General features: G+C 68.7%; 13 protein-coding genes. 5 read left to right on the forward strand and 8 right to left on the reverse strand.

Annotated elements, in window-relative coordinates; genetic code table 11:
- Positions 1-99: 99 nt before the first annotated feature.
- The 4 genes from GGR64_RS10760 (at position 100) to GGR64_RS10775 (ending at position 9,363) form a co-directional block, all read left to right on the forward strand.
- The gene (locus GGR64_RS10760; RefSeq protein WP_184645730.1) at positions 100-2,100 is read left to right on the forward strand and encodes a M1 family metallopeptidase; all 2,001 of its coding nucleotides are present in this window, start codon (positions 100-102) and stop codon (positions 2,098-2,100) included.
- A 419-nt stretch (positions 2,101-2,519) separates the two neighbouring features.
- Positions 2,520-3,584 (forward strand): pectate lyase, encoded by a 1,065-nt coding sequence (locus tag GGR64_RS10765; protein WP_184645732.1) that lies wholly within the window; start codon positions 2,520-2,522, stop codon positions 3,582-3,584.
- Between the two features lie 453 nt (positions 3,585-4,037).
- On the forward strand, positions 4,038-6,302 hold the full coding sequence (locus GGR64_RS10770) for a methyl-accepting chemotaxis protein (protein ID WP_184645734.1): 2,265 nt from the start codon (positions 4,038-4,040) through the stop codon (positions 6,300-6,302).
- Between the two features lie 802 nt (positions 6,303-7,104).
- Positions 7,105-9,363, forward strand: a complete 2,259-nt coding sequence (locus GGR64_RS10775) for a methyl-accepting chemotaxis protein (RefSeq protein ID WP_184645736.1) — start codon at positions 7,105-7,107, stop codon at positions 9,361-9,363.
- A gap of 192 nt (positions 9,364-9,555) precedes the next feature.
- On the opposite strand, the gene GGR64_RS10780 is transcribed toward GGR64_RS10775, so the two are convergent.
- Positions 9,556-10,038 carry a hypothetical protein gene (locus GGR64_RS10780; protein ID WP_160970778.1) on the reverse strand — a complete coding sequence of 161 codons (483 nt, stop codon included), beginning with the start codon at positions 10,036-10,038 and terminating at the stop codon, positions 9,556-9,558.
- Positions 10,039-10,556: 518 nt separating this feature from the next.
- Between GGR64_RS10780 and GGR64_RS10785 the strand changes: the two genes are divergently transcribed.
- Positions 10,557-11,933: an amino acid permease gene (locus GGR64_RS10785; RefSeq protein ID WP_184645738.1), complete on the forward strand. Its 1,377-nt coding sequence runs from the start codon at positions 10,557-10,559 to the stop codon at positions 11,931-11,933.
- A gap of 392 nt (positions 11,934-12,325) precedes the next feature.
- Here the strand turns inward: GGR64_RS10785 and GGR64_RS10790 are convergent, their stop codons facing one another.
- The 7 genes from GGR64_RS10790 to GGR64_RS10820 all read right to left on the reverse strand — a co-directional run bounded on the left by GGR64_RS10790 (position 12,326) and on the right by GGR64_RS10820 (position 19,991).
- Entirely contained in the window at positions 12,326-13,594 is a 1,269-nt protein-coding gene (locus tag GGR64_RS10790) for an arsenic transporter (RefSeq protein WP_184645740.1), read from the reverse strand.
- A 414-nt stretch (positions 13,595-14,008) separates the two neighbouring features.
- Complete coding sequence (locus tag GGR64_RS10795) at positions 14,009-14,458, reverse strand: hypothetical protein (RefSeq protein ID WP_184645742.1); 450 nt, start codon at positions 14,456-14,458, stop codon at positions 14,009-14,011.
- A gap of 337 nt (positions 14,459-14,795) precedes the next feature.
- Complete coding sequence (locus GGR64_RS10800; RefSeq protein WP_184645744.1) at positions 14,796-15,614, reverse strand: prolyl oligopeptidase family serine peptidase; 819 nt, start codon at positions 15,612-15,614, stop codon at positions 14,796-14,798.
- Positions 15,615-15,837: 223 nt separating this feature from the next.
- The gene (gene mgtE, locus GGR64_RS10805; RefSeq protein WP_160970894.1) at positions 15,838-17,196 is read right to left on the reverse strand and encodes a magnesium transporter; all 1,359 of its coding nucleotides are present in this window, start codon (positions 17,194-17,196) and stop codon (positions 15,838-15,840) included.
- A gap of 375 nt (positions 17,197-17,571) precedes the next feature.
- The gene (gene ptsP, locus GGR64_RS10810) at positions 17,572-19,278 is read right to left on the reverse strand and encodes a phosphoenolpyruvate--protein phosphotransferase (RefSeq protein ID WP_184645746.1); all 1,707 of its coding nucleotides are present in this window, start codon (positions 19,276-19,278) and stop codon (positions 17,572-17,574) included.
- Between the two features lie 58 nt (positions 19,279-19,336).
- The gene (locus tag GGR64_RS10815; protein WP_010344110.1) at positions 19,337-19,606 is read right to left on the reverse strand and encodes an HPr family phosphocarrier protein; all 270 of its coding nucleotides are present in this window, start codon (positions 19,604-19,606) and stop codon (positions 19,337-19,339) included.
- Positions 19,599-19,991 carry a PTS fructose IIA subunit family protein gene (locus tag GGR64_RS10820; RefSeq protein WP_184645748.1) on the reverse strand — a complete coding sequence of 131 codons (393 nt, stop codon included), beginning with the start codon at positions 19,989-19,991 and terminating at the stop codon, positions 19,599-19,601. The genes GGR64_RS10815 and GGR64_RS10820 overlap by 8 nt, the downstream gene beginning before the upstream one ends.
- Between the last annotated feature and the right edge of the window lie 6 nt (positions 19,992-19,997).

The raw sequence follows: 19,997 nt of genomic DNA on the forward strand, positions 1-19,997 counted from the left end.
GCCTCTGAGGCGGCATCACGCCCGCAGGTGGCGATCGGCACATCCGCGCCACCGCGATTCGGCCTACCATCGGTGGCGATCCTCCCCACGGACGTCACCATGATTCCTGTTCTGCGCCGCGCTGCGTTCGCCGCGGCCTGTTTTTCCCTTGTCGCCGCCGCTCAGACCAATGCAGCCACTGCTGCTGCCGCGGATGGCGCCGGCGCCTACGATCCGCAGGCGCTGTTCGCGCCGTTGCAACTGCCGCAGCCGGCCAACGCCTACCGCAGCGGCGGCGGCGTGCCCGGCCCGCAATACTGGCAGAACCGCGCCGACTACGACCTGCACGCCACCCTGGAGCCGGCCACGCATACGCTGCGTGGCCAGGAGACCATCACCTACAGCAACCGCAGCCCGGACACGCTGGACGTGCTGTGGCTGCAGTTGGACCAGAACCTGTACCGCGCCGATGCCCGCGGCCGTACGCTGCGCGCCGCGCGTGCCGACCGACCCGCGCCGCAGAGCACCGATGGCGTCCGCATCGCCAAGGTGGAACTGGAGCAGGGCGGCAAGCGCGTGCCGGCGACCTTCCTGATCGACGACACGCGCATGCGCGTGGACCTGCCGCAACCGCTGGCCAGCGGCAAGGCGCTGAAGCTGCACATCGACTACGCCTATACCGTGCCCGGCACCTGGGGTGGCCGCACCGCGGTCACGCCCACCCCTGATGGCGACATCTACGAGATCGCGCAGTGGTATCCGCGCATGGCGGTGTACGACGACCTGCGCGGCTGGGACACCCAGCCCTACCTGGGCGCGGAGTTCTACCTGGAGTACGGCGATTTCGACTACGCGGTGACGGTGCCGTGGAACTATCTGGTGGCCGGTTCCGGTGAACTGGTGAATCCGGCGCAGGTACTCACCGCCACCCAGCGCCAGCGCCTGGCGCAAGCGGCCGCCAGCGACACGACGGTGACCATTCGCGGTGCCGATGAAGTGGGCAACCCGGCCAGCCGGCCCAGCGCCAGCGGCACCCAGACCTGGCGCTTCCACATGGACCACACCCGCGATGTGGCCTTCGCTGCTTCGCCGGCCTTCGTCTGGGACGCGGCGCGGATCAACCTGCCCGCGGGCAAGCACGCGCTGGCGATGTCGGTGTATCCGCGCAGTGCGGTCGGCAGCGACAAGTGGGGCCGCTCCACCGAGTTCGTGAAGGCTTCGATCGAGCACTTCTCGCAGTGGTATCCGTACCCGTGGCCGGCGGCGGTGAACCTGGGCGGCCACGGCGCCGGCATGGAGTATCCGGGCATCGTCTTCGACGACATGGAGGACGGCGGCAAGCAACTGTTCTGGATCACCGCGCACGAACTGGGCCACGGCTGGTTCCCGATGATCGTCGGCTCCAACGAGCGCCGCCACGCGTTCATGGACGAGGGCTTCAATACCTTCATCGACGTCTATGCCTCCGACGCGATCAACCATGGCGAATTCGCGCCCAAGCGCGATGGCGAGTACGCGCCCGGCGGCGGCAACCCGGTGGACGAGATCCTGCCGCTGCTGGCCGACGCGAAAGCGCCGACCCTGCTCGACCGCGCCGATGCCACCAGCGAGACCTACCGGCATCCGCTGACCTACTTCAAGGGCGCGCTGGGCCTGGTGCTGTTGCGCGAACAGATCCTCGGGCCGGCGCGCTTCGATCCGGCGTTCCGCAAGTACATCGCCACGTGGGCATACAAGCATCCCACGCCGTCGGATTTCTTCCGGCTGATGGAGAGCGAGTCCGGCGAGGACCTGAGTTGGTGGTGGCGCGGCTGGTACTTCAACAACTGGCAGCTGGACATGGGCGTGCGCGCGGCCGCCTACGTCGACCACGACCCGGCCAAGGGCCTGCTGGTGACCTTGCGCAGCCGCCAGAAGCTGGTGATGCCGGCGACCTTGCGCATCGACTTCGCCGACGGCAGCCATCTGGACCAGCGCGTGCCGGTGGAGACGTGGATGCAGCAGACCCAGCCGCAGATCCGCGTGCCGAGCACGCAGAAGGTGCTGCACGTGACCCTGGATCCGGATCACGTGCTGCCCGACGCCGACCGCAGCGACAACCGCCTCGATACGGTGAGCTGATCGCGCCGCGGCCATCCGCGCCGTCGTCGGCGTCGGATGGCCGGCGCAAACGTGCTGCGGCCGCAACATTCGCCGCCGCGTGCCGCCGGCGTGGGCTTGTCCCGATGCAGTGCCCCGGCGGCGATGCCGATGCGTGCGATGCGCGTGCGTTCGCCGTCATTGCCGACGCCCTGTGCCCAACGCGGCGCGCGTGTAGACAGCCTGTCCCTGGCTGTCGCTGTCTGTCTCCTGCGGACCGTGGGTGTCCGCTTGTCCTGTCCCACGCGGCGAACGGGGCGGAGGGTTCCAGTTCGGCATCGCGGCGATTGCGTGGGCCACAGCGCGCATTCCAAGAATGCCGCCGGCCCCCACGCCCCGTGCCGGCGCATGCGCGCACCGCCATGCGTCCTGCACTCATCGCGACAGATGGGAGAAACATCATGCAGCAGCAATTCCGCATGGGCGCACTGGCGCTCGCGCTGGCCGTCGCCGCCACCCCGGCCTTCGCCGGCCCGGTCGGCTACGGGGCCAACACCACCGGCGGCGGCAGTGCCATCCCGGTCAACGTCGCCACGATGGAGGCGATGCAGGCGGCGATCGACAACTACGCAGGTTCCGGCGGCCTGGTGCTCAACTACACCGGTACCTTCAACTACGCCGGCATCACCGACGTGTGCACGCAATGGAAGCTGCCGGCCAAGACCGTGCAGATCAAGAACAAGCGCGACATCACCATCAAGGGCGCCAACGGGTCCTCGGCCAACTTCGGCGTGCGCGTGGTCGGCAACGCGCACAACGTCATCATCCGCAACATGACCATCGGCCTGCTGCCAGGCGGCGAGGATGCCGATTCGATTTCGCTGGAGGGCAATTCCAGCGGCCAGCCGTCCAACATCTGGGTGGACCACAACACCATCTTCGCCTCGCTGACCAAGTGCCCCGGCGCCGGCGACGCCTCCTTCGACGGCGGCATCGACATGAAGAAGGGCGTCAACCACGTCACCGTGTCGTACAACTACATCCACGACTACCAGAAGGTCGCGCTCAACGGCTACAGCGACAGCGACACCCAGAACGCCGCCGCGCGCACCACCTACCACCACAACCGCTTCGAGAACGTGGAATCGCGCCTGCCGCTGCAGCGGCGCGGGCTGAGCCACATCTACAACAACTACTTCAACAACGTCTTCACCTCCGGCATCAACGTGCGCATGGGCGGGGTGGCGCTGATCGAAGCCAACTACTTCGAGAACATCAAGAACCCGGTCACCTCGCGCGACAGCAGCGAGATCGGCTACTGGGACCTGATCAACAACTACGTCGGCAGCGGCATCAGCTGGACCGCGCCGGAGAGCACCAGCAAGCCCTACGCCAACGCCACCACCTGGATCTCGTCCAAGACCTATCCGGAGCCGTTGGGCTATCTGTACACGGCGATCCCCGCCGCGCAGGTCAAGGCCAAGGTCATCGCCACCGCGGGCGCCGGCACCAACCTGGCCGAATGAGACGCGCTGCCTCCGCATGCCGGGGTGCGGAGGCAGTCGTGGTCCTGTTATATATCCGTCACACAATGTGTGCCGTTTGCGGCATTTATAGGCTGCGGCGCGAAAGCCCCAAAACGGTGCGTTCGGCGCTGCGCTCTTAGCCTGGGAGCGCTATGGGTAGATTGTTTCACATGGATTTGACGCTATTGAGCGACTGCGGGTGCTGCCGTACACGCCGCGGTCACGATGCTGAGGGGCTTCAAAAAGTGTGCTCAGTTACGCATCAAGAATCGCGGGCGGCCGCCGCTACATAAAGCGAGTCCCCGCACGTGACATCCCCGAGGCGGTCGGTGCTGGAAGTGTCTTCGTCTTCTTCTCCGTCGCATCGCGTCCCAGGCCTTCCGCCTGGCAGTGTCGTGCGCGATCCCAGGTCGTGACGCGGGGCTCCCCCCATTCTCACTCGGTACCCCATCCATGATCGGTTTCCTGCAGCGCTACAACGTCGGGACGCGGCTCGCGTCCGCCTTCGGCGTCCTTATCCTGCTGTCCTGCGCCCTCGTCGGCGCCGGCCTGCTGACGTTGAAACAGTCACGCGACATGATGGATACCATCGTCAATCGGCGCATGCAGATCCTCGATTACACCGGCGAAATGCGCAACGCCAGCGCGTTGATCGCGATCAATCTGCGCAACATCGTGCTGCCAACCACGCGTGAGGAGAACGAGCGCTTCGCCAAGGTCGTCGACGAGCAGCGCCGCTACTACGGCGAGATCCACGACAAGCTCTACGCGATTCCGGTCACCAATGCTGTCGGCGCGCAGATGCGCAAGGCGATCGACGATGCCTACGCGCGGACGCGGGTCGCCAACCAGGAGGTGCTGGATCTGGGCATGCAGGACAAGGACGCCGAGGCGCTGAAGGTGCTGATTGCCCAGGCCGCGCCGGCCACCCAGCGATGGCAGGAGGCGCTCAACGTCTATGCGAACCGGCAGCGCGAACAGGGCGCTCAGGCATATGCGAGCGCCGAAGCAGCCATGGATCGCGGCCGTGCCTTGTTGATCGCAGGCGGCGCCATCGTGGTGCTCGTCAGCGGCCTGCTGGCCTGGCTGATCACCCGCAGCCTGACCCTGCCGCTGACCCGCGCCACCCGCGTCGCCGAGGCCATCGCCAGCGGCAAGCTGGACAACGACGTGCGCACCGACGCCCGCGACGAGACCGGCCGCCTGCTGGTCGCGATGCAGGGCATGCAGCAGCAGGTCAGTAACCTGATCGGTGCGCAACTGGAGATGGCCAAGCGCCACGACGCCGGCGAAGTCAGCCATCGCATCGACGCAGAGGCGTTCCCCGGCGACTACGGGCGCATGGCGGCCGAGACCAATGCGCTGGTGGCCTCGCACCTGGCGGTCAAGACGCGCCTTGCGCAGATCATGGGCCGCTATGCGATCGGCGACCTGTCGCAGGACATGGACCGCCTGCCCGGCGAGGAAGCGGTGTTGAGCCAGACCATGGACGAGGTCAAGGCCAACCTGTCGGCGATGAACGAGCAGATCAAGCAACTGGCCACCTCGGCCGCCGACGGCGACTTCAGCGCGCGCGGCGACGCCGAGCGCTTCCAGTACGACTTCCGGGTGATGGTGGAGAGCCTGAACCAACTGATGGCCACCGCCGACGGCAACCTGCAGGCGCTGTCGACGCTGCTGCAGGCGATCGCGGCGGGCGACCTGACCGCGCGCATGCACGGCGATTTCCGTGGCGTGTTCGCACAGATGCGCGACGACGCCAATGCCACCGCCGAACAACTGGCCGGCATCGTCGGCCGCATCAAGCACTCGGCGGTGTTGATCAATGCCGCGGCCACCGAGATCGCCGCCGGCAACGACGACCTGTCGCGCCGTACCGAGCAGCAGGCCGCCAGCCTGGAAGAGACCGCCGCCTCGATGGAGGAGCTGACCTCCACCGTCCGCCAGAACGCCGAGCACGCGCGTCAGGCCAATCAGCTGGCGGCCGGCGCGGCCTCGGTCGCCGCGCAGGGCGGCAGCGTGGTCGGTGAGGTGGTGACCACCATGAGCGGCATCGAAGCCTCCTCGAAGAAGATCGGCGACATCATCTCGGTGATCGACGGCATCGCCTTCCAGACCAACATCCTCGCGCTCAACGCGGCGGTGGAAGCGGCGCGTGCCGGCGACCAGGGCCGCGGTTTCGCCGTGGTCGCCAGCGAGGTGCGCACCTTGGCGCAGCGCTCGGCCAGTGCCGCCAAGGAGATCAAGAGCCTGATCGACGACTCGGTGAGCCGTGTGGCCGAAGGCTCGGCCCTGGTCGATCAGGCCGGCAAGACCATGACCGAGATCGTGACCTCGGTGCAGCGCGTCACCGACATCATGGGCGAGATCTCGGCTGCGTCGCAGGAGCAGTCGGCCGGCATCGAACAGGTCAACCAGACCGTGACGCAGATGGACGAGAGCACACAGCAGAACGCGGCGTTGGTGGAAGAGGCCAGTGCGGCGGCGCGCTCGATGGAGCAGCAGGCGGTGGAACTGAGCCAGGCGGTCGCGCTGTTCAAGCTGGACGCCTCGGCGGCCGCGCCGTTGGTGCACGCACCGCGTCATCACGCCAACGCGGCACCCGCAGGCAAGCGCAGTGTCCGTGCGGTGGTGGCGAATGCCGCACCGGCGCGGCGTGCGGCGCAGCCCGCCGCGGCGCTGGCGTTGGCTTCGGACAAGGATTGGCAGGAGTTCTGATCCAGAGGTTGTGCTGCATCGGGCGGCGTGGCGCAACGCGCCGCCCGCTCCACACGGCCGGCAGCCACGCTGCTGCCGGCGCCACGGCGCGCTGATCCAGGCGTTTGCTGTTGCAGTCGATGATGCCGTGCCTGCAGGGGCGCGGCGCCTGCGCTCCTGAGAAAGCCGCACCCCATGTGCGCGCGGCACCGTGTGCCGCCCTCAACACCGCCACGCTCACGCGGACGTATAGCCGCATAGCGTGTTGCTGACCTGCGTCATGTTCGCCGCTGCCGCGTGCGTGCGCTTTCGTGCAAAGGGGCATGTGCCGCTTGCACGACCGTATCCGCGCGTCATTGCATGCCCCATCTCTTCCTGTCGATGCTGCGACGCGACTGCGATCGCACTTCTTGTGGGCGTCGCGCGCTTTTGGCATGCCGCGCACCGCGGCCAACGGAAAGTTTTTCCACCTCTCGCCCTTTCATCGCAAGCAAGTGCCATGCCGGCATTTGTAACCCTGCATGCACGCATCTTTCACGCAAAACGGCCGATCCGGCCGCTGCGCGAATGCGCCTTCGACACATCCGTCATCTGCCTGAGGCTGTTCAATAAATTTTCCGCAATCGCCTCTCAAGTCTCTCCGCGGGAAGCCGTTACACCGCCCGCACATTGAGCGGGAAGCGTCATCAAGCGTTTGATTCAGAACGCTTTTTCACGCTCTCTTCATCCCGGTTCCATTCGGACGCACGCACCGGCGGCTGGTCGGCGCGCGTGGTCCCGGCCGCTCCATTGCCCCAGCCATTCCCCCAAACAGGCCTCTTCCATGATTGCATTCCTTCAGCGCTACAACGTTGGCGCCCGGCTCGCCACCGCATTCGGCATCCTCATCCTGCTGTCCTCGGCCCTGGTCGTTGCCGGGCTGCTGACCCTGTTCCAGGCACGCGAACGGCTGGACGGCATCGTCAACCGCAACATCGCCGCCATCCGCGCGTCCAGCGACATGCTCAACGCCAGTTCGGTCGTGGCCATCAATGTCCGCAACATCGTGTTGCCGACCTCGCAAGAGGACAACGTCCGCTTCTCCAAGATCGTGGCCGAGCAACGCGCGCGCTACCAGGAGGCACGCAAGCGGGCGGGCGCCATTCCCAGCGGTGCGCAGAGCCAGGCCGTGCTGGAAGAGGTCGATCGCGCCCGGCAGATGACCGTGGACGTCAACAACCGGGTCATGGATCTGGGCATGCACGACAAGTCGGACCAGGCGCTGGCCCTGCTGATGGCCGAGTCCGCGCCGCTGACGCAGAAATGGCAGGACGCCATCGCCCGCTATGCCGATCTGCAGGCCACGCGCAGCAGCGAAGCCTACGCGGACGCGACGGCGGCGATGGCGCGTGGGCGCGCGATGCTCATCGCCGGCGGCCTGGCGGTGGTGCTGGTCAGCAGCCTGCTGGCGTGGATGATCACCCGCAGCCTCACGCTGCCGTTGGCCCGCGCCACCCGCGCCGCCGAGGCCATCGCCGACGGCCGCCTGGACAACGACGTGGTCACCGATGCGCGCGACGAGCCCGGCCGCCTGCTGCTGGCGATGGGCCGCATGCAGCACCAGCTGCAGCGCTTCTCCCGCGAAACCACGCTGATGATCGAGTTGCACGCCGACAAGGACATCAGTCACCGCATGCCGCAGGACTTCCCCGGCGTCTATGGCGAGCTGAGCAAGGGCATCAACACCATGATGTTCGAGCACCTGGACGCCATCGTCGAGGCGGTCGAGATCCTCAACCAATACGCCAACGGCGACCTGCGCCGCGACGCCCGGCGCCTGCCCGGCAGCCGTGCGGTGCTGCACGAATCGATGGACGCGGCCAAGTCCAGCCTGCTGGCGATCAACACCGAGATCAAGCGCCTGGCCGCTGCGGCCGCCGCCGGCGACTTCAGCGCACGTGGCGATGCCGCCCACTTCCAGTACGACTTCCGGCTGATGGTGCAGGACCTCAACGCGATGATGGAGGTCAGTGACCGCAACCTGGGCAAGCTGTCGGCGTTGCTGCAGGCCATTGCCGCGGGCGACCTGACCGCGCGCATGGACGGCGAGTTCCATGGCGTGTTTGCGACCATGCGCGACGACGCCAACGCCACCGCCGACCAGTTGACCGGCATCGTCGGCCGCATCCAGAGCGCGGCGGTCAGCATCAATGCCGCGGCCAGCGAAATCGCCACCGGCAACGACGACCTGTCGCGCCGCACCGAGCAGCAGGCCGCCAGTCTCGAGGAAACCGCAGCGTCGATGGAAGAGTTGACCTCCACCGTCAGGCAGAACGCCGAGCATGCGCGCCAGGCCAACCAGCTCGCCAGCGGCGCGGCGTCGGTCGCCTCGCAGGGCGGGGCGGTGGTGGGTCAGGTGGTCGCCACCATGAGCGGCATCGAAGCGTCGTCGAAGAAGATCGCCGACATCATCGGCGTGATCGACGGTATCGCCTTCCAGACCAATATCCTGGCGCTCAACGCCGCAGTGGAAGCGGCACGTGCGGGCGAGCAGGGCCGCGGCTTTGCCGTGGTCGCAAGCGAAGTGCGCACCCTTGCGCAGCGCTCGGCCAATGCCGCCAAGGAGATCAAGGGCCTGATCGACGACTCGGTGAGCCGCGTCGCCGAAGGCTCGGCGCTAGTCGACCAGGCCGGCAGCACCATGCAGGAGATCGTCGCATCGGTGCAGCGCGTCACCGACATCATGGGCGAGATCTCGGCCGCGTCGCAGGAACAGTCCGCCGGCATCGAACAGGTCAACCAGACCGTGACGCAGATGGACGAGAGCACGCAGCAGAACGCGGCGCTGGTGGAAGAAGCCACGGCGGCCGCACGTTCGATGGAGCAGCAATCGGTGGAGCTGACCCAGGCGGTGGCGCTGTTCAAACTGGAGGGCGCGCCCGTGGCAGCGCCGTCGCCAGTGCAGTCGCCACGCGGCAGGAGCGTGACGCCTGTGGCCACGCGCAGCCCGCGCCCGCTGGCTGCGGCAGCGGCTGCCCCGGCACGACGCGCGCCGTCGTTCGCGGCGGCGGTGGCGCTGGACAAGGATTGGCAGGAGTTCTAAGTCGCAACGGTCCGGGACCCGGACTGCTGTTGCGCTTGCGCGGCCGCCTTCTTTGGAAGGCGGCCGCCTACGTTTGGCGATCGGGCGATCGGCGACGTGGCCCGATTCGGGTACCAGCGGCCAGCGGCCGCCGGTCGACGGCCATTGGCCACGTCGCGGCCGCAGGCTGCGGCCGCGACGCACAGCTGGCGCTTACTGCGGCGGCTTGGTCTGCGGGCTCTTGATCACGTACGAGGTGATGTACTCGCCGTTGGAGCCGTAGACCACCACGATGGTGGTGTTGGCGTCGCGGTAGACCACCGTGGCGTTGCACGGGCAGCTCGCCGCGGCGGTGACCATGCCCAGCGGCTGGTTCTTCGCATCGTTGACCGCGATCATCTGCTCCTCGGCGGCTGTGCCGATCGGCAGCCGTGCCTCGGTGCCCGGCGTGGCGGTGAGCACGGTGATGACCTCGTCCTTCAACGAGTTGATCTGCACGAAACGCAGGCCGGCCTTCTCGAACGTGTAGACCTTGAACAGCGGCGACAGGCTGACGTTCTGCTTGCCGATGGGCAGGCGTTCGCCCATGCCCTGGATGGCATCGGCGGCGTTCAGCGGTGCGCGCTCGGCGGCCTGCAGGCAGGGCACGGCCAGCGCGGCCGCCAGCATCGTCAGCGTCAGTAGCGGTTTGATCATGGTGTCTCTCCTTGTCTGGATGTACGGACCTGTACGCCATGGGACGAGCGGCAGCCGTGGTCCTTTCCGGCCGGAGCGCCCGCAACGGGCCGTCTCCCGGTCCGTCGTCGCCTGCCGTCCTCCTGGCTCCGCGTGTGCGCCCTCATCGGCAGGTGCGGAGATAGGAGACTTTGCTGGCGTCGAGTTCAGTATTTCTGACGTTAGTATCGCTGTCAATATGCAAAATCACAGTGATCCGAGAAATTCGCCGTTGCTTCGGATGTAAGGTGATTCCGTACTTTCCGCAGCCTGGTTGGCGCTGGCGTGTTGCCGGGCAAGCCGTAATGCCGGGACCGTGTTCGCCCGCACGCAGCGGGCGGTCTCCCATCGCGGCCGCGTGCGCGGATCCGCGCTGCGTTGCAGCAGCCATTCCGCGGCGGCGGGCCGATCCGCGCTCCCGGGCGGCCAAACACGGGCGCAGCCGCACGCCGCCGCCGTCAGCCTGTATCGTGTCGCGTTTTCCGCACCCGACCGAGCCGATGCCGCATCCGTCCGCGCCTGTCCCGCCCGCCGCCGCACCCGCCTTGCGCCATGCGCTGAAACCGCGGCAACTGATCATGATGGGATTGGGCAGCGCGATCGGCGCCGGCCTGTTCCTGGGTTCCGGCGTCGGCGTGCACGCCGCGGGGCCGGCGGTGCTGATTTCCTACCTGGTCGCCGGCGCGCTGGTGATCATCGTGATGAACGCGCTGGGCGAGATGGCGGCGGCCAAGCCGGCCAGCGGCGCGTTTTCGGTGTACGCCGCCGACGCGATGGGGCCGACCGCCGGCGCCACCGTGGGCTGGCTGTGGTGGCTGCAGCTGGTGATCGTGATCGCCGCCGAGGCGGTGGGTGCCGCCGGCCTGCTGGCGACGGTGTGGCCGGGCTTGCCGGTGCCGCTGGCCGCGATCGCGTTCATGGCCGCGTTCACTGCGATCAACCTGCTGGGCGTGCGCAACTTCGGCGAGTTCGAATTCTGGTTCGCCATCCTCAAGGTGGCGGCGATCGTCGGCTTCATCCTGGTCGGCGTGGCCTTGCTGGCCGGCTGGTTGCCGGGGGTGGCCTCGCCGGGCCTGTCCAACGTCACCGGCAACGGCGGCTTCGCGCCGAAGGGCATGGCCGGCATCGGCGCCGCGCTGCTGGTGGTGGTGTTCGCGTTCGGCGGCACCGAGATCGTGGCGGTGGCCGCGGCCGAGACCGCCGACCCGGAGCGCAGCATCGCCCGCGCCATCCGCACCGTCGCCTGGCGCATCCTGGTGTTCTACATCGGCTCGCTGAGCGTGATCATCGCGGTGGTGCCGTGGCAGAGCCAGGCGCTGAGCTCGCCGTTCGCGGCGGTGCTGCAGGTGGCCCGGATTCCCGGCGCCGCCACTGGCATCACCCTGATCGCGGTGATCGCGCTGCTGTCGGCGCTCAACGCCAATCTGTACGGCGCCTCGCGGATGATCTTCTCGCTGGCCCAGCGCGGCGAAGCGCCGCGCGCACTGGCCGCGTCCAGTCGCCAACAGGTGCCGTGGCTGGCGGTGCTGGCCAGCGTGCTGTTCGGCTTCGTCGCCGCGGTGCTGGAGTTGCTGTATCCCAACCGGGTGCTGCCGGTGCTGCTGAACATCGTCGGCGCCACCTGCCTGCTGGTGTGGACGATCTCGCTGCTGTCGCAGCTGATCCTGCGCGCGCGTGCCGACCGCGCCGGCACCCGCCTGCCGTTCCGCATGCGCGGCTATCCGGTGCTCACCGTGCTGGCGCTGGCGATCCTGGCATTGATCTTCGGCCTGCTGGTGGCCTCGCCGGACACCCGCACGCAGTTCCTGTCGATGGCGGCGCTGACTGCGGCCATCGCCCTGGTCAGCGGCGTGGCGCGGCGGTTGCGCGCGGGGTAGGGCGCGCGCGCTCCATCGGGAGCGTCGTGCCTTGGTGGGAGGGACTTCAGTCCCGACGGGGTGCCGATGGCCGGTGGCGTCGCGCGTCGCGACTGAAGTCGCTCCCACAAGAGGGGGCTCCGCGCGCGTCACGTGTGCTGCCGTAGCAGTGGCGCTTGTTGCCTTTCATGGATCAACCGCGGCAGGTGTCCACGGTAAGGCCTGTCGCGGCTGAAGCCGCTCCTACAACGGCACCGACAGCTCGCAGGCATGCCCTTGTAGGAGCGGCTTCAGCCGCGACGCGTTGCGATGGAAGACACCGCGACCGATCCGCGATCGCTGCAGGCGGAGCCTGGGCGCCCATCCCGCGGGCTTGACCGCCATGGGCAATCCACGACGTGGGCGCGCGCTACTCAGCCCAGCAGCAGCCGCGCGCCCAGCGCGCACAGCAGTGCCGGCGGCATCACCAGCGCGCCGACCTTGAGGAAGCGCCAGAAGCCCACGTCCTCGCCTTCGCGGCGGATCGCGGTCAGCCACAGGATGGTCGCCAGCGAGCCGGTGATCGACAGGTTCGGGCCCAGGTCCACGCCGATCAGCAGCGCGTCCACCACCAGCTGCGGCGGCTGCGCCTGGGCGACGGTGGTGCTGGCGATCAGGCCGGCCGGCAGGTTGTTCATCAGGTTGGAGCCGAACGCCAGCAGCGTGCCGGCGATGCCGGCGGTGGCCTGCGGCGAGTGCGCGGCGGCGTCGGCCAGGGTGCGCGCGAGCAGGCCGATCACGCCGGTGCGCGACAGTGCTTCCACCAGCACGAACAGCCCGGCCACCAGCGGCAGCACCGACCACGACACCGCCTTGGCCATCGGCAGCGGCGACTGCCGGCCGCCCAGGCAGACCACGCCGAGGGTGGCCAGGCCGGCCAGGCAGGTCGGCAGGCCCAGGTCCAGGCCGAGCGCGGAGACGCCGACCAGCAGCACCGCCGTGGCGAGGATGCCGACCAGGGCGAAGGTGCCGCCGCGGGTCAGCGGCACCGTGTCCACGCGCGCGGCGCAGCGGCCGGTCAGGTCCTTGCGTTCGGCCCAGCGCAGCATCACGAAGGTCACCCCGATCGCCAGCAGCGACGGCAGCGCGAACGCGGCCATCCACGCGCCGAGCGTTGGCATCTTTCCGCCGTACAGCACCAGGTTGGCGGGGTTGGAGATCGGCAGCACGAAGCTGGCGGCGTTGGCAATCAGCGCGCAGGCGAACAGCAGCGGCAGCGGCTTGGCCCCGGCCTTGCGTGCGGCCGCGTACACCGCCGGGGTCAGCACCACCGCGGTGGCGTCGTTGGACAGGAACGCGGTGACCACGATGCCGACGCCGAACACCAGCGCGAACAGGCGCTGGGTCGAACCCTTGGCCAGGTTCACCGCATGCATCGCCACCCAGTCGAACAGGCCTTCGGCGCGTGCGGTTTCCGACAGCAGCATCATGCCGATCAGGAACAGATAGACGTCCAGGCCCTTCAGTACCGCGTGCCAGGCCTCGCCGCCGGGCATTAGCCCCAGCGCCATCAGCAGCAGCGCCCCGCCGACCGCCCAGCACGCCTCCGGCAGCTTGAACGGCCGCGTGATCACCCCGGCGGTGGCCAGCGCGCAGATGCCCCAGGTGGCGAGATTGGCCGTGTTCGCGCCGGGCATGCTCATGCCGCCGCTGCCTTGGCGCGGGCGCGAAGGCACATGCGCGAAGGTGCCGCGGGAGTGGGGCAGGGGAGGGCAGTGAGGGAGGGCGCGGGCATGGGGCGTCGGGCAGCGGAGTCCGAGGGGCGTGCAGGATAGCAGCGGGACAGGCGCAACCCTGGCCCGTGTGAGCGGCCTGGCGCTCGCGGTTTAGCTTGCGTAGACGCGCGGCGTGGCGTGTTTGCACATCGGCTTCGCGACGCGATGCAGTGCGGCCAACGCGCGTCGCATGCCGGTAGGCGAGTGGCTGGCATCGTCCTTTGCCAGCCGCGATCGTGGCTGATTCCGAATGGCGCGATGCGAGATCTCCTTGACGTTCGCCCGCTTCATCCTCGGTGCGCCGCCCAAGGGACGCCAGACACGCGTCGCACTGCGGTGCGGCTATCCCAGATGGCGCGCAATCCATCCTTGCACGAACGCCACCGGCCCGATCCGTGGCGGCGGCGTCAGCCCGGCGCTGCGCACGAAGCCGGTGGCGGCTTGGGCCAGCGCCTGATTGGCGCGGCGCAGGGCCTGCTGCGCGGCTGCCTGCTGCTGGCGCAACTGCACCAAGTGCAGCGAGGGCCGCCCGGGCGGCGCGAACTTCTGGTCGCGGCGCAGCGCGTCGGCGGACAGGCCGGTGGCCTGGGTGGCGTGGTCCACGGCATCCAGCGCATCCAGCACCTGCAACAGCCAGCGTCCGCTGTCGCTGAGCTGCAGTGCCGCGGGGTCGTCGCGTGCCGGCACCAGCAGCGGTGGAATCGCCGCGCCGGCGATAGCCGCGGCGCTCGGGTCCAGGCCGCGCAGGTGGGCGTGGAAAACGGACTGCGATGAGGGAAGGGCGGTGGACATGCCTAACCTGTGCACGAAAGCGCGGACTGTACGCGGTTTGGTGGGGTGCTGCGCAGGCAGCGACGACGCGTTGGCGCCAATCGCCGTGGACGCCCCTGTCGGCGAACGCTGAGCCTGGCGTCGATGCAGCCTGGCTTGCATAGCCTGGCGTTGGCCGCGCGCCGCGTCGCATGCCGAGCGCCACGGGTTTTTTTGTGGGAGGGACTTCAGTCCCGACGCGGTTGGGGTCAGACGTCGGGACTAAAGTTCCTCCCGTAAGGATGCGGCGTAGGACTGAGGGCAGAACGCCGTAAGCGCGAGCTGACTACCCGATCGCGCAGCCTTTCCTGGAAACGGCTTACTTGTCGGCGGTGGTCTCATTGCCGGCGTCGTTGCGCTTCTGCGCGAACAGCCACTGCCACATCTTCGGATCGCGATAGGTGGCATCCCAGGCGTTGTGGTTGCCCTGCGGGTACTCGGTGTAGCGCACGTCGGCATCGAGGTTCTTGAACGCACGGACGATCTTGCGGTCGTCGTGCGGCAGCACCACGTCGTCCTGGGCGCCATGGAAGATCCACACCGGCACGTGCCGCAGGCGCTGCGCCAGCGCGCTGTACGGATCGGCCAGATACGCCACCGGCGTCACCACCAGGTATTCACGGTCCTCGTGCGGGGACAGGATCGCACCGCAGATCGGCACCAGCGCGGCGAAGCGTTGTGGCTGCTTCAAGGCGATTTCCCAGGTGCCGTAGCCTCCCATGGACATGCCGGTGAGGTAGGTGCGCTGCGGGTCGCCGTTGAACTCGGCGCTGCTGTCGTCCAGTGCCTGCAGTGCCATGGTCGCGTTGGCGCCGTTCCATTCCTCGCCGTCGGGCGCCTGCGGCATCACCACCAGGGCCGGGAAATCGGCCAGGTGGCGGCGCAGGTACGGACCCAGTCCGGCCGTGGTCTGGTCGCGGCCATCGTCGCCGCGCTCGCCCGACCCGTGCAGGAACAGCACCACCGGCACTGGGCCCTGGCGATGCGCCGGCGCCGGCACGAACACCTGGTAGCGGTAGACGCGCCCGTCGAGGGTGAGCTGGCGGCTGACGAAGTGGCCGGTGGCCGGGTCGCTGGGCAAGCTGCTGCATCCGACCATCGACAGGCACAGCAGAAGCAGCAACGAACGCATCGACATGGCCGGCCCTCGGATGGGAAGGCCGCAGTATCGTGGGCTGGGCGTCTCCACCACAACCCGGGCAGGGGGAGCGGACATGCGCCAGTCAGCCGCCGGCCGCGGCGCGTGCTGGTGCGGCGGGCCTGCCGCGTACCGGGCGGATGGCGGGATCTGCGCCGCGCGGATCACCGTTGCTGTGTCGCACGGCGGGCCGGCGGAACCGCCCCCGCCGCACGGACACGCCCTACAGCAGGACCAGGGTGGCCAGGCCGAGGAAGCTGAGGAAGCCCATCACGTCGGTCAGCGTGGTCAGGATCACTCCGCCGGCCAGCGCCGGATCGAAGCCCAGGCGCTTGAGCGTCAACGGCACCAGCACGCCGCCGAGGGCGGCGGTGAGCAGGTTGATGGTCAGCGCCGAACCGATCACCAGCGACAGCAGCGGCTGCTTGAACCACAGCAGCACGATCAGGCCCAGGCCGATGCCCAGAGACAGGCCGTTGATCAGCGCCACCGTCAGCTCCTTGCGCAGCAGCACGCCGACGTTGGACGCGCCGATCTGGCCCAGCGCCAGGCCGCGCACCATCAGCGCCAGCACCTGGGTGCCGGCGTTGCCGCCCATGCCGGCCACGATCGGCATCAACGCGGCCAGCGCCACCAGTTTGGCGATGGTGCCCTCGAACTGGCTGACCACGCTGGAGGCGATGAAGGCGGTGCCCAGGTTGATCGTCAGCCAGATCAGGCGGCGCCGGAACGCGCGCCGCACCGGGCTGAACAGGTCTTCGTCCTCGTCCAGGCCGGCGGCGCTCATCGCCTGGTGCTCGGCCTGATCGCGGATGATGTCGACCACGTCGTCGATGGTGATGCGGCCGAGCAGGATGTTGTTGTCGTCCACCACCGGCGCGGAGATCCAGTCGTGGTCGGAGAACTGCCGCGCGACCTCGTCGGCGCCTTCGCCAACGTCGATGGCCGGCTGCTCGTCGTCGATCAGCCGGTTGATCGGGGTGGAGTCCTCGTGGGTCACCAGCGCCGCCAGCGACACCCGCCCCAGGTACTGGTGGCGGCGGCTGACCACGAACAGGTGGTCGGTGTGGTCCGGCAGTTCGCCGCGCAGGCGCAGGTAGCGCAGCACCACGTCGACGTTGACGTCGGCGCGCACGGTGACCACGTCCGGGTTCATCAGACGGCCGGCGCTGTCTTCGGGATACGACAGCACCTGTTCCAGCCGCTCGCGGTTCTCGCGGTCCATCGACTTGAGCACTTCGTCGATGACCGTGTCCGGCAGGTCCTCGACCAGGTTGGCGAGATCGTCGATGTCCAGGTCTTCGACCGCGGCGACGATTTCGTCCGGGTCCATGTCCGCGAGCAGGCTCTCGCGCACTTCCTCGCCGACGTGGACCAGCACCTCGCCGTCGTCCTCCGGATCGACCAGGCCCCACACCACCTCGCGCTTGCCCGGCGGCAGCGACTCCAGCAGGTTGCCGATCTCGGCCGGCGCCAGCGTATTGACCAGTCGCCGCACCGGACCCAGGCGCCCGCTGTCCAGCGCATCGGACAGCATGCGCAGCTGCCGCGCGGTCTTGTCGTGGCGGACGGCGTCGGCCATGCGCTGCTCCCTTCGGTAGAGGCCGCGCTCCGGAGAAACGCGGTCGGTCAGATGTTCATCCCAACATTATCGCCTGCATGTTGCTGGAAGCACAGTGGAAGGCCGGGATTGGGGATTCGGGATTGGGGAGTCGATGCTTCTGCGCGAGCGTGAGGCGCTGCGCTCCTCTGTGGGCGGGGCTGAAGCCCCTGCCACAAAAAAGCGGCGGGGCAGGCGCTGTCGGAACCGTGCGGTTGCTGCCCAGAGGGTTGGCGATTTTTTCATCGAAGCGCGCGGCGCAGGATGCCGCAACCGGCATCCTTCAATCGAATCCCTGCGTTCCGCAGCCGAACGGCTTCATCCCAATCCCCAATCCCGACTCCCCAATCCCGGCTCTCACGCCAGCCAGCGCTCGATGCCCTTGCGGTCGCGCGCCTGCAGCAGTTTGGCGCCGCGTTGGCGCAGGGTCTGCAGGTCGCTGTCGCGGATCACCTGGCGCACTTCCAGCATCGTCGCCGGATGCAGGCTGAACTCGCGCAGCCCCAGGGCCAACAGCATGCGGGTCAGCGCCGGGTCGCCGGCGATTTCGCCGCACACCGCCACCGGCTTGCCGTGGGCCTGGCCGGTGGCGATCACCTGCGCGATCAGCCGCAGCACCGCCGGATGCAGCGGCGAATACAGGTCGGCCACCGCCTCGTTGTTGCGGTCGGCGGCGAGCAGGTACTGCACCAGGTCGTTGGTGCCGATCGACAGGAAGTCGATGACGTCGATGAAGGTGTCCAGGGCGAGCGCCGCCGCCGGTACCTCGATCATCGCGCCGAGTGGCACCTGCTCGGCGATGGCATGGCCGTCGCGGCGCAACTGCGCGCCGATGCGCTTGAGATGCCGGCGCATCGCCAGCAGTTCCTCGCGCGCGCTGACCATCGGTACCAGCACCCGCACCGGGCCGTAGGCGGAGGCGCGCAGCAGCGCACGCAACTGCGTATCGGAGACCTTGGGCCGGGCCAGCGACAGGCGCACGCCGCGTAGTCCCAGCGCCGGGTTTTCTTCGTTGCTCATGGTCAGGCCGGTGCGATCGGCCTTGTCCGCGCCCAGGTCCAGCGTGCGGATGGTCACCGGTCGGCCGCTCATGCCCAGCACCGCGTCGCGGTAGGTGTGGAACTGTTCTTCCTCGTCGGGCAGGGCGTCGCGCTGCAGGAACAGGAATTCGGTGCGGTACAGGCCCAGGCCGTCGGCGCCGAGCGCGTGCGCGCGGGTGACGTCGTCGCGCGACTCGGCGTTGGCCAGCAGGGTGATGTCCACGCCGTCGCGGGTCCGGCTGGGCTTGGAGCGCAGCTTGCCCAGGCTGCGCTGCAGCTTGGCCTGCTCGCGCACGCGGCTGCGATAGTCGCGCAGGTCGTCCGGGGTCGGATCGACCAGCACCGCGCCCTGGGTGCCGTCGATGATCAGCACGTCGCCGTCGTTGATCTTCTGCAATGCGTCGGCGACACCGACCACCAGCGGCAGGTGCAGGCTGCGCGCCAGGATCGCGCTGTGCGACAGCGTGCTGCCGGCGCTGGTGACGATGCCGACCACGCCCTGCGCCTGCAGTTGCGCCAGCTCCGACGGCGCCACGTTTTCGCACACCAGGATCTCGCCGGCCAGGCCTTCGCTGTCCGGCTGACGCTTCTGCAGGAACGCATGGATCCGCCCGATCACATGGTCCAGATCGTCCATGCGGCTCTTCAGGTAGGCGTCTTCCATGTCGTCGAACACGGTCGCCAGGCGGTCGCGCTGCAGGCGCAGCGCATAGTCGGCGCTGTAGCGGCCGGTGCGGATCAGTTCGTCCAGGCCATGCAGCAGTTCCGGGTCGTCGAGCAGCAGCGCGTGCAGGTCGAGGAATTCGCCGACCTCCTTGGCCAGGGCGCCGTGCAGGCGCTGGCGCAGGCCGTGCATCTCCTCGCGCGCGGCGTCCACCGCCCGGTGCAGGCGATCGAGTTCCTCGGGAATCTGCGCGGCGGCGATGCGTTGCTCGGCCACCTCCAGCGCATGCGGCAGGCGCACCCGCGCGCGGCCCAGGGCATTGCCGCGCGAGGCGCCATGGCCGGCGATGCGCACGCTCACCGCGCGTGCCCCGTGCGGCGGCACCGCGTCCCTGCCTGCGGCCGCCGGCGGCGCATGCTCAGCTGTCCTCGTCGAAGCGCCGCTCGAACAGGTCGACCACGGCCTTGAGTGCCTCGGCTTCGTCGGCGCCGTCCACCCGCACCGTCACCGGGGTGCCCTGTGCGGCGGCCAGCAGCATCACGCCCATGATGCTCTTGGCGTTGACTTCGCGGCCCTTGGCCGCCAGCGTGGCGTTGCAACGGAACGAGGACAGCGTCTGCACCAGCTTGGCAGTGGCGCGGGCGTGCAGGCCGAGGCGATTGGAGACCAGCAATTCGCGTTCAAGCATCGTCGATCACCACGCCGTTGCGCGAGCCGGCTGCCGCGGTCGCGGGCAACTGCTCCAGTCCTTGTTCGGGATAATTCATGATCCGCAGCAGCATCGGCAGACTCAACGCCGAAACGCGCCGCACCGGCGTGCCCAGGCGTGCCAGGCGTGCGGCGAGGTTGCTCGGGCTGGCTCCGTACAGATCCGTCACCACCAGCACGCCATCGCCGTCGTCCACCCGCCGCAACGCGGCCGACGCCTGCGGCAGCAGCGCCTCCAGATCAGCATCGAACGGCACTTCGAACGCTTCGGTCTTCAGCGGCAACTGCCGCAACAGCCGGGTCGCCACGCTCAGCAGCGCCGCGCCGATCCCGGGATGAGTGATGAGGAGAATGCCACAGGCCATGGGAGA

The organism is Xanthomonas sp. 3307 (assembly GCF_014199735.1).
Taxonomy (GTDB): Bacteria; Pseudomonadota; Gammaproteobacteria; order Xanthomonadales; family Xanthomonadaceae; genus Xanthomonas_A; species Xanthomonas_A rydalmerensis.

Excerpts from the sequence above, each read along its gene's own strand:
- GGR64_RS10785 (WP_184645738.1), top strand. The coding sequence starts at position 10,557 with ATGCCGCATCCGTCCGCGCCTGTCCCGCCCGCCGCCGCACCCGCCTTG.
- GGR64_RS10765 (WP_184645732.1), top strand. The coding sequence starts at position 2,520 with ATGCAGCAGCAATTCCGCATGGGCGCACTGGCGCTCGCGCTGGCCGTC.
- GGR64_RS10780 (WP_160970778.1), bottom strand. The coding sequence starts at position 10,038 with ATGATCAAACCGCTACTGACGCTGACGATGCTGGCGGCCGCGCTGGCC.
- GGR64_RS10815 (WP_010344110.1), bottom strand. The coding sequence starts at position 19,606 with ATGCTTGAACGCGAATTGCTGGTCTCCAATCGCCTCGGCCTGCACGCC.
- GGR64_RS10820 (WP_184645748.1), bottom strand. The coding sequence starts at position 19,991 with ATGGCCTGTGGCATTCTCCTCATCACTCATCCCGGGATCGGCGCGGCG.
- GGR64_RS10790 (WP_184645740.1), bottom strand. The coding sequence starts at position 13,594 with ATGAGCATGCCCGGCGCGAACACGGCCAATCTCGCCACCTGGGGCATC.
- GGR64_RS10770 (WP_184645734.1), top strand. The coding sequence starts at position 4,038 with ATGATCGGTTTCCTGCAGCGCTACAACGTCGGGACGCGGCTCGCGTCC.
- mgtE (WP_160970894.1), bottom strand. The coding sequence starts at position 17,196 with ATGGCCGACGCCGTCCGCCACGACAAGACCGCGCGGCAGCTGCGCATG.
- GGR64_RS10795 (WP_184645742.1), bottom strand. The coding sequence starts at position 14,458 with ATGTCCACCGCCCTTCCCTCATCGCAGTCCGTTTTCCACGCCCACCTG.
- GGR64_RS10800 (WP_184645744.1), bottom strand. The coding sequence starts at position 15,614 with ATGTCGATGCGTTCGTTGCTGCTTCTGCTGTGCCTGTCGATGGTCGGA.
- GGR64_RS10775 (WP_184645736.1), top strand. The coding sequence starts at position 7,105 with ATGATTGCATTCCTTCAGCGCTACAACGTTGGCGCCCGGCTCGCCACC.
- GGR64_RS10760 (WP_184645730.1), top strand. The coding sequence starts at position 100 with ATGATTCCTGTTCTGCGCCGCGCTGCGTTCGCCGCGGCCTGTTTTTCC.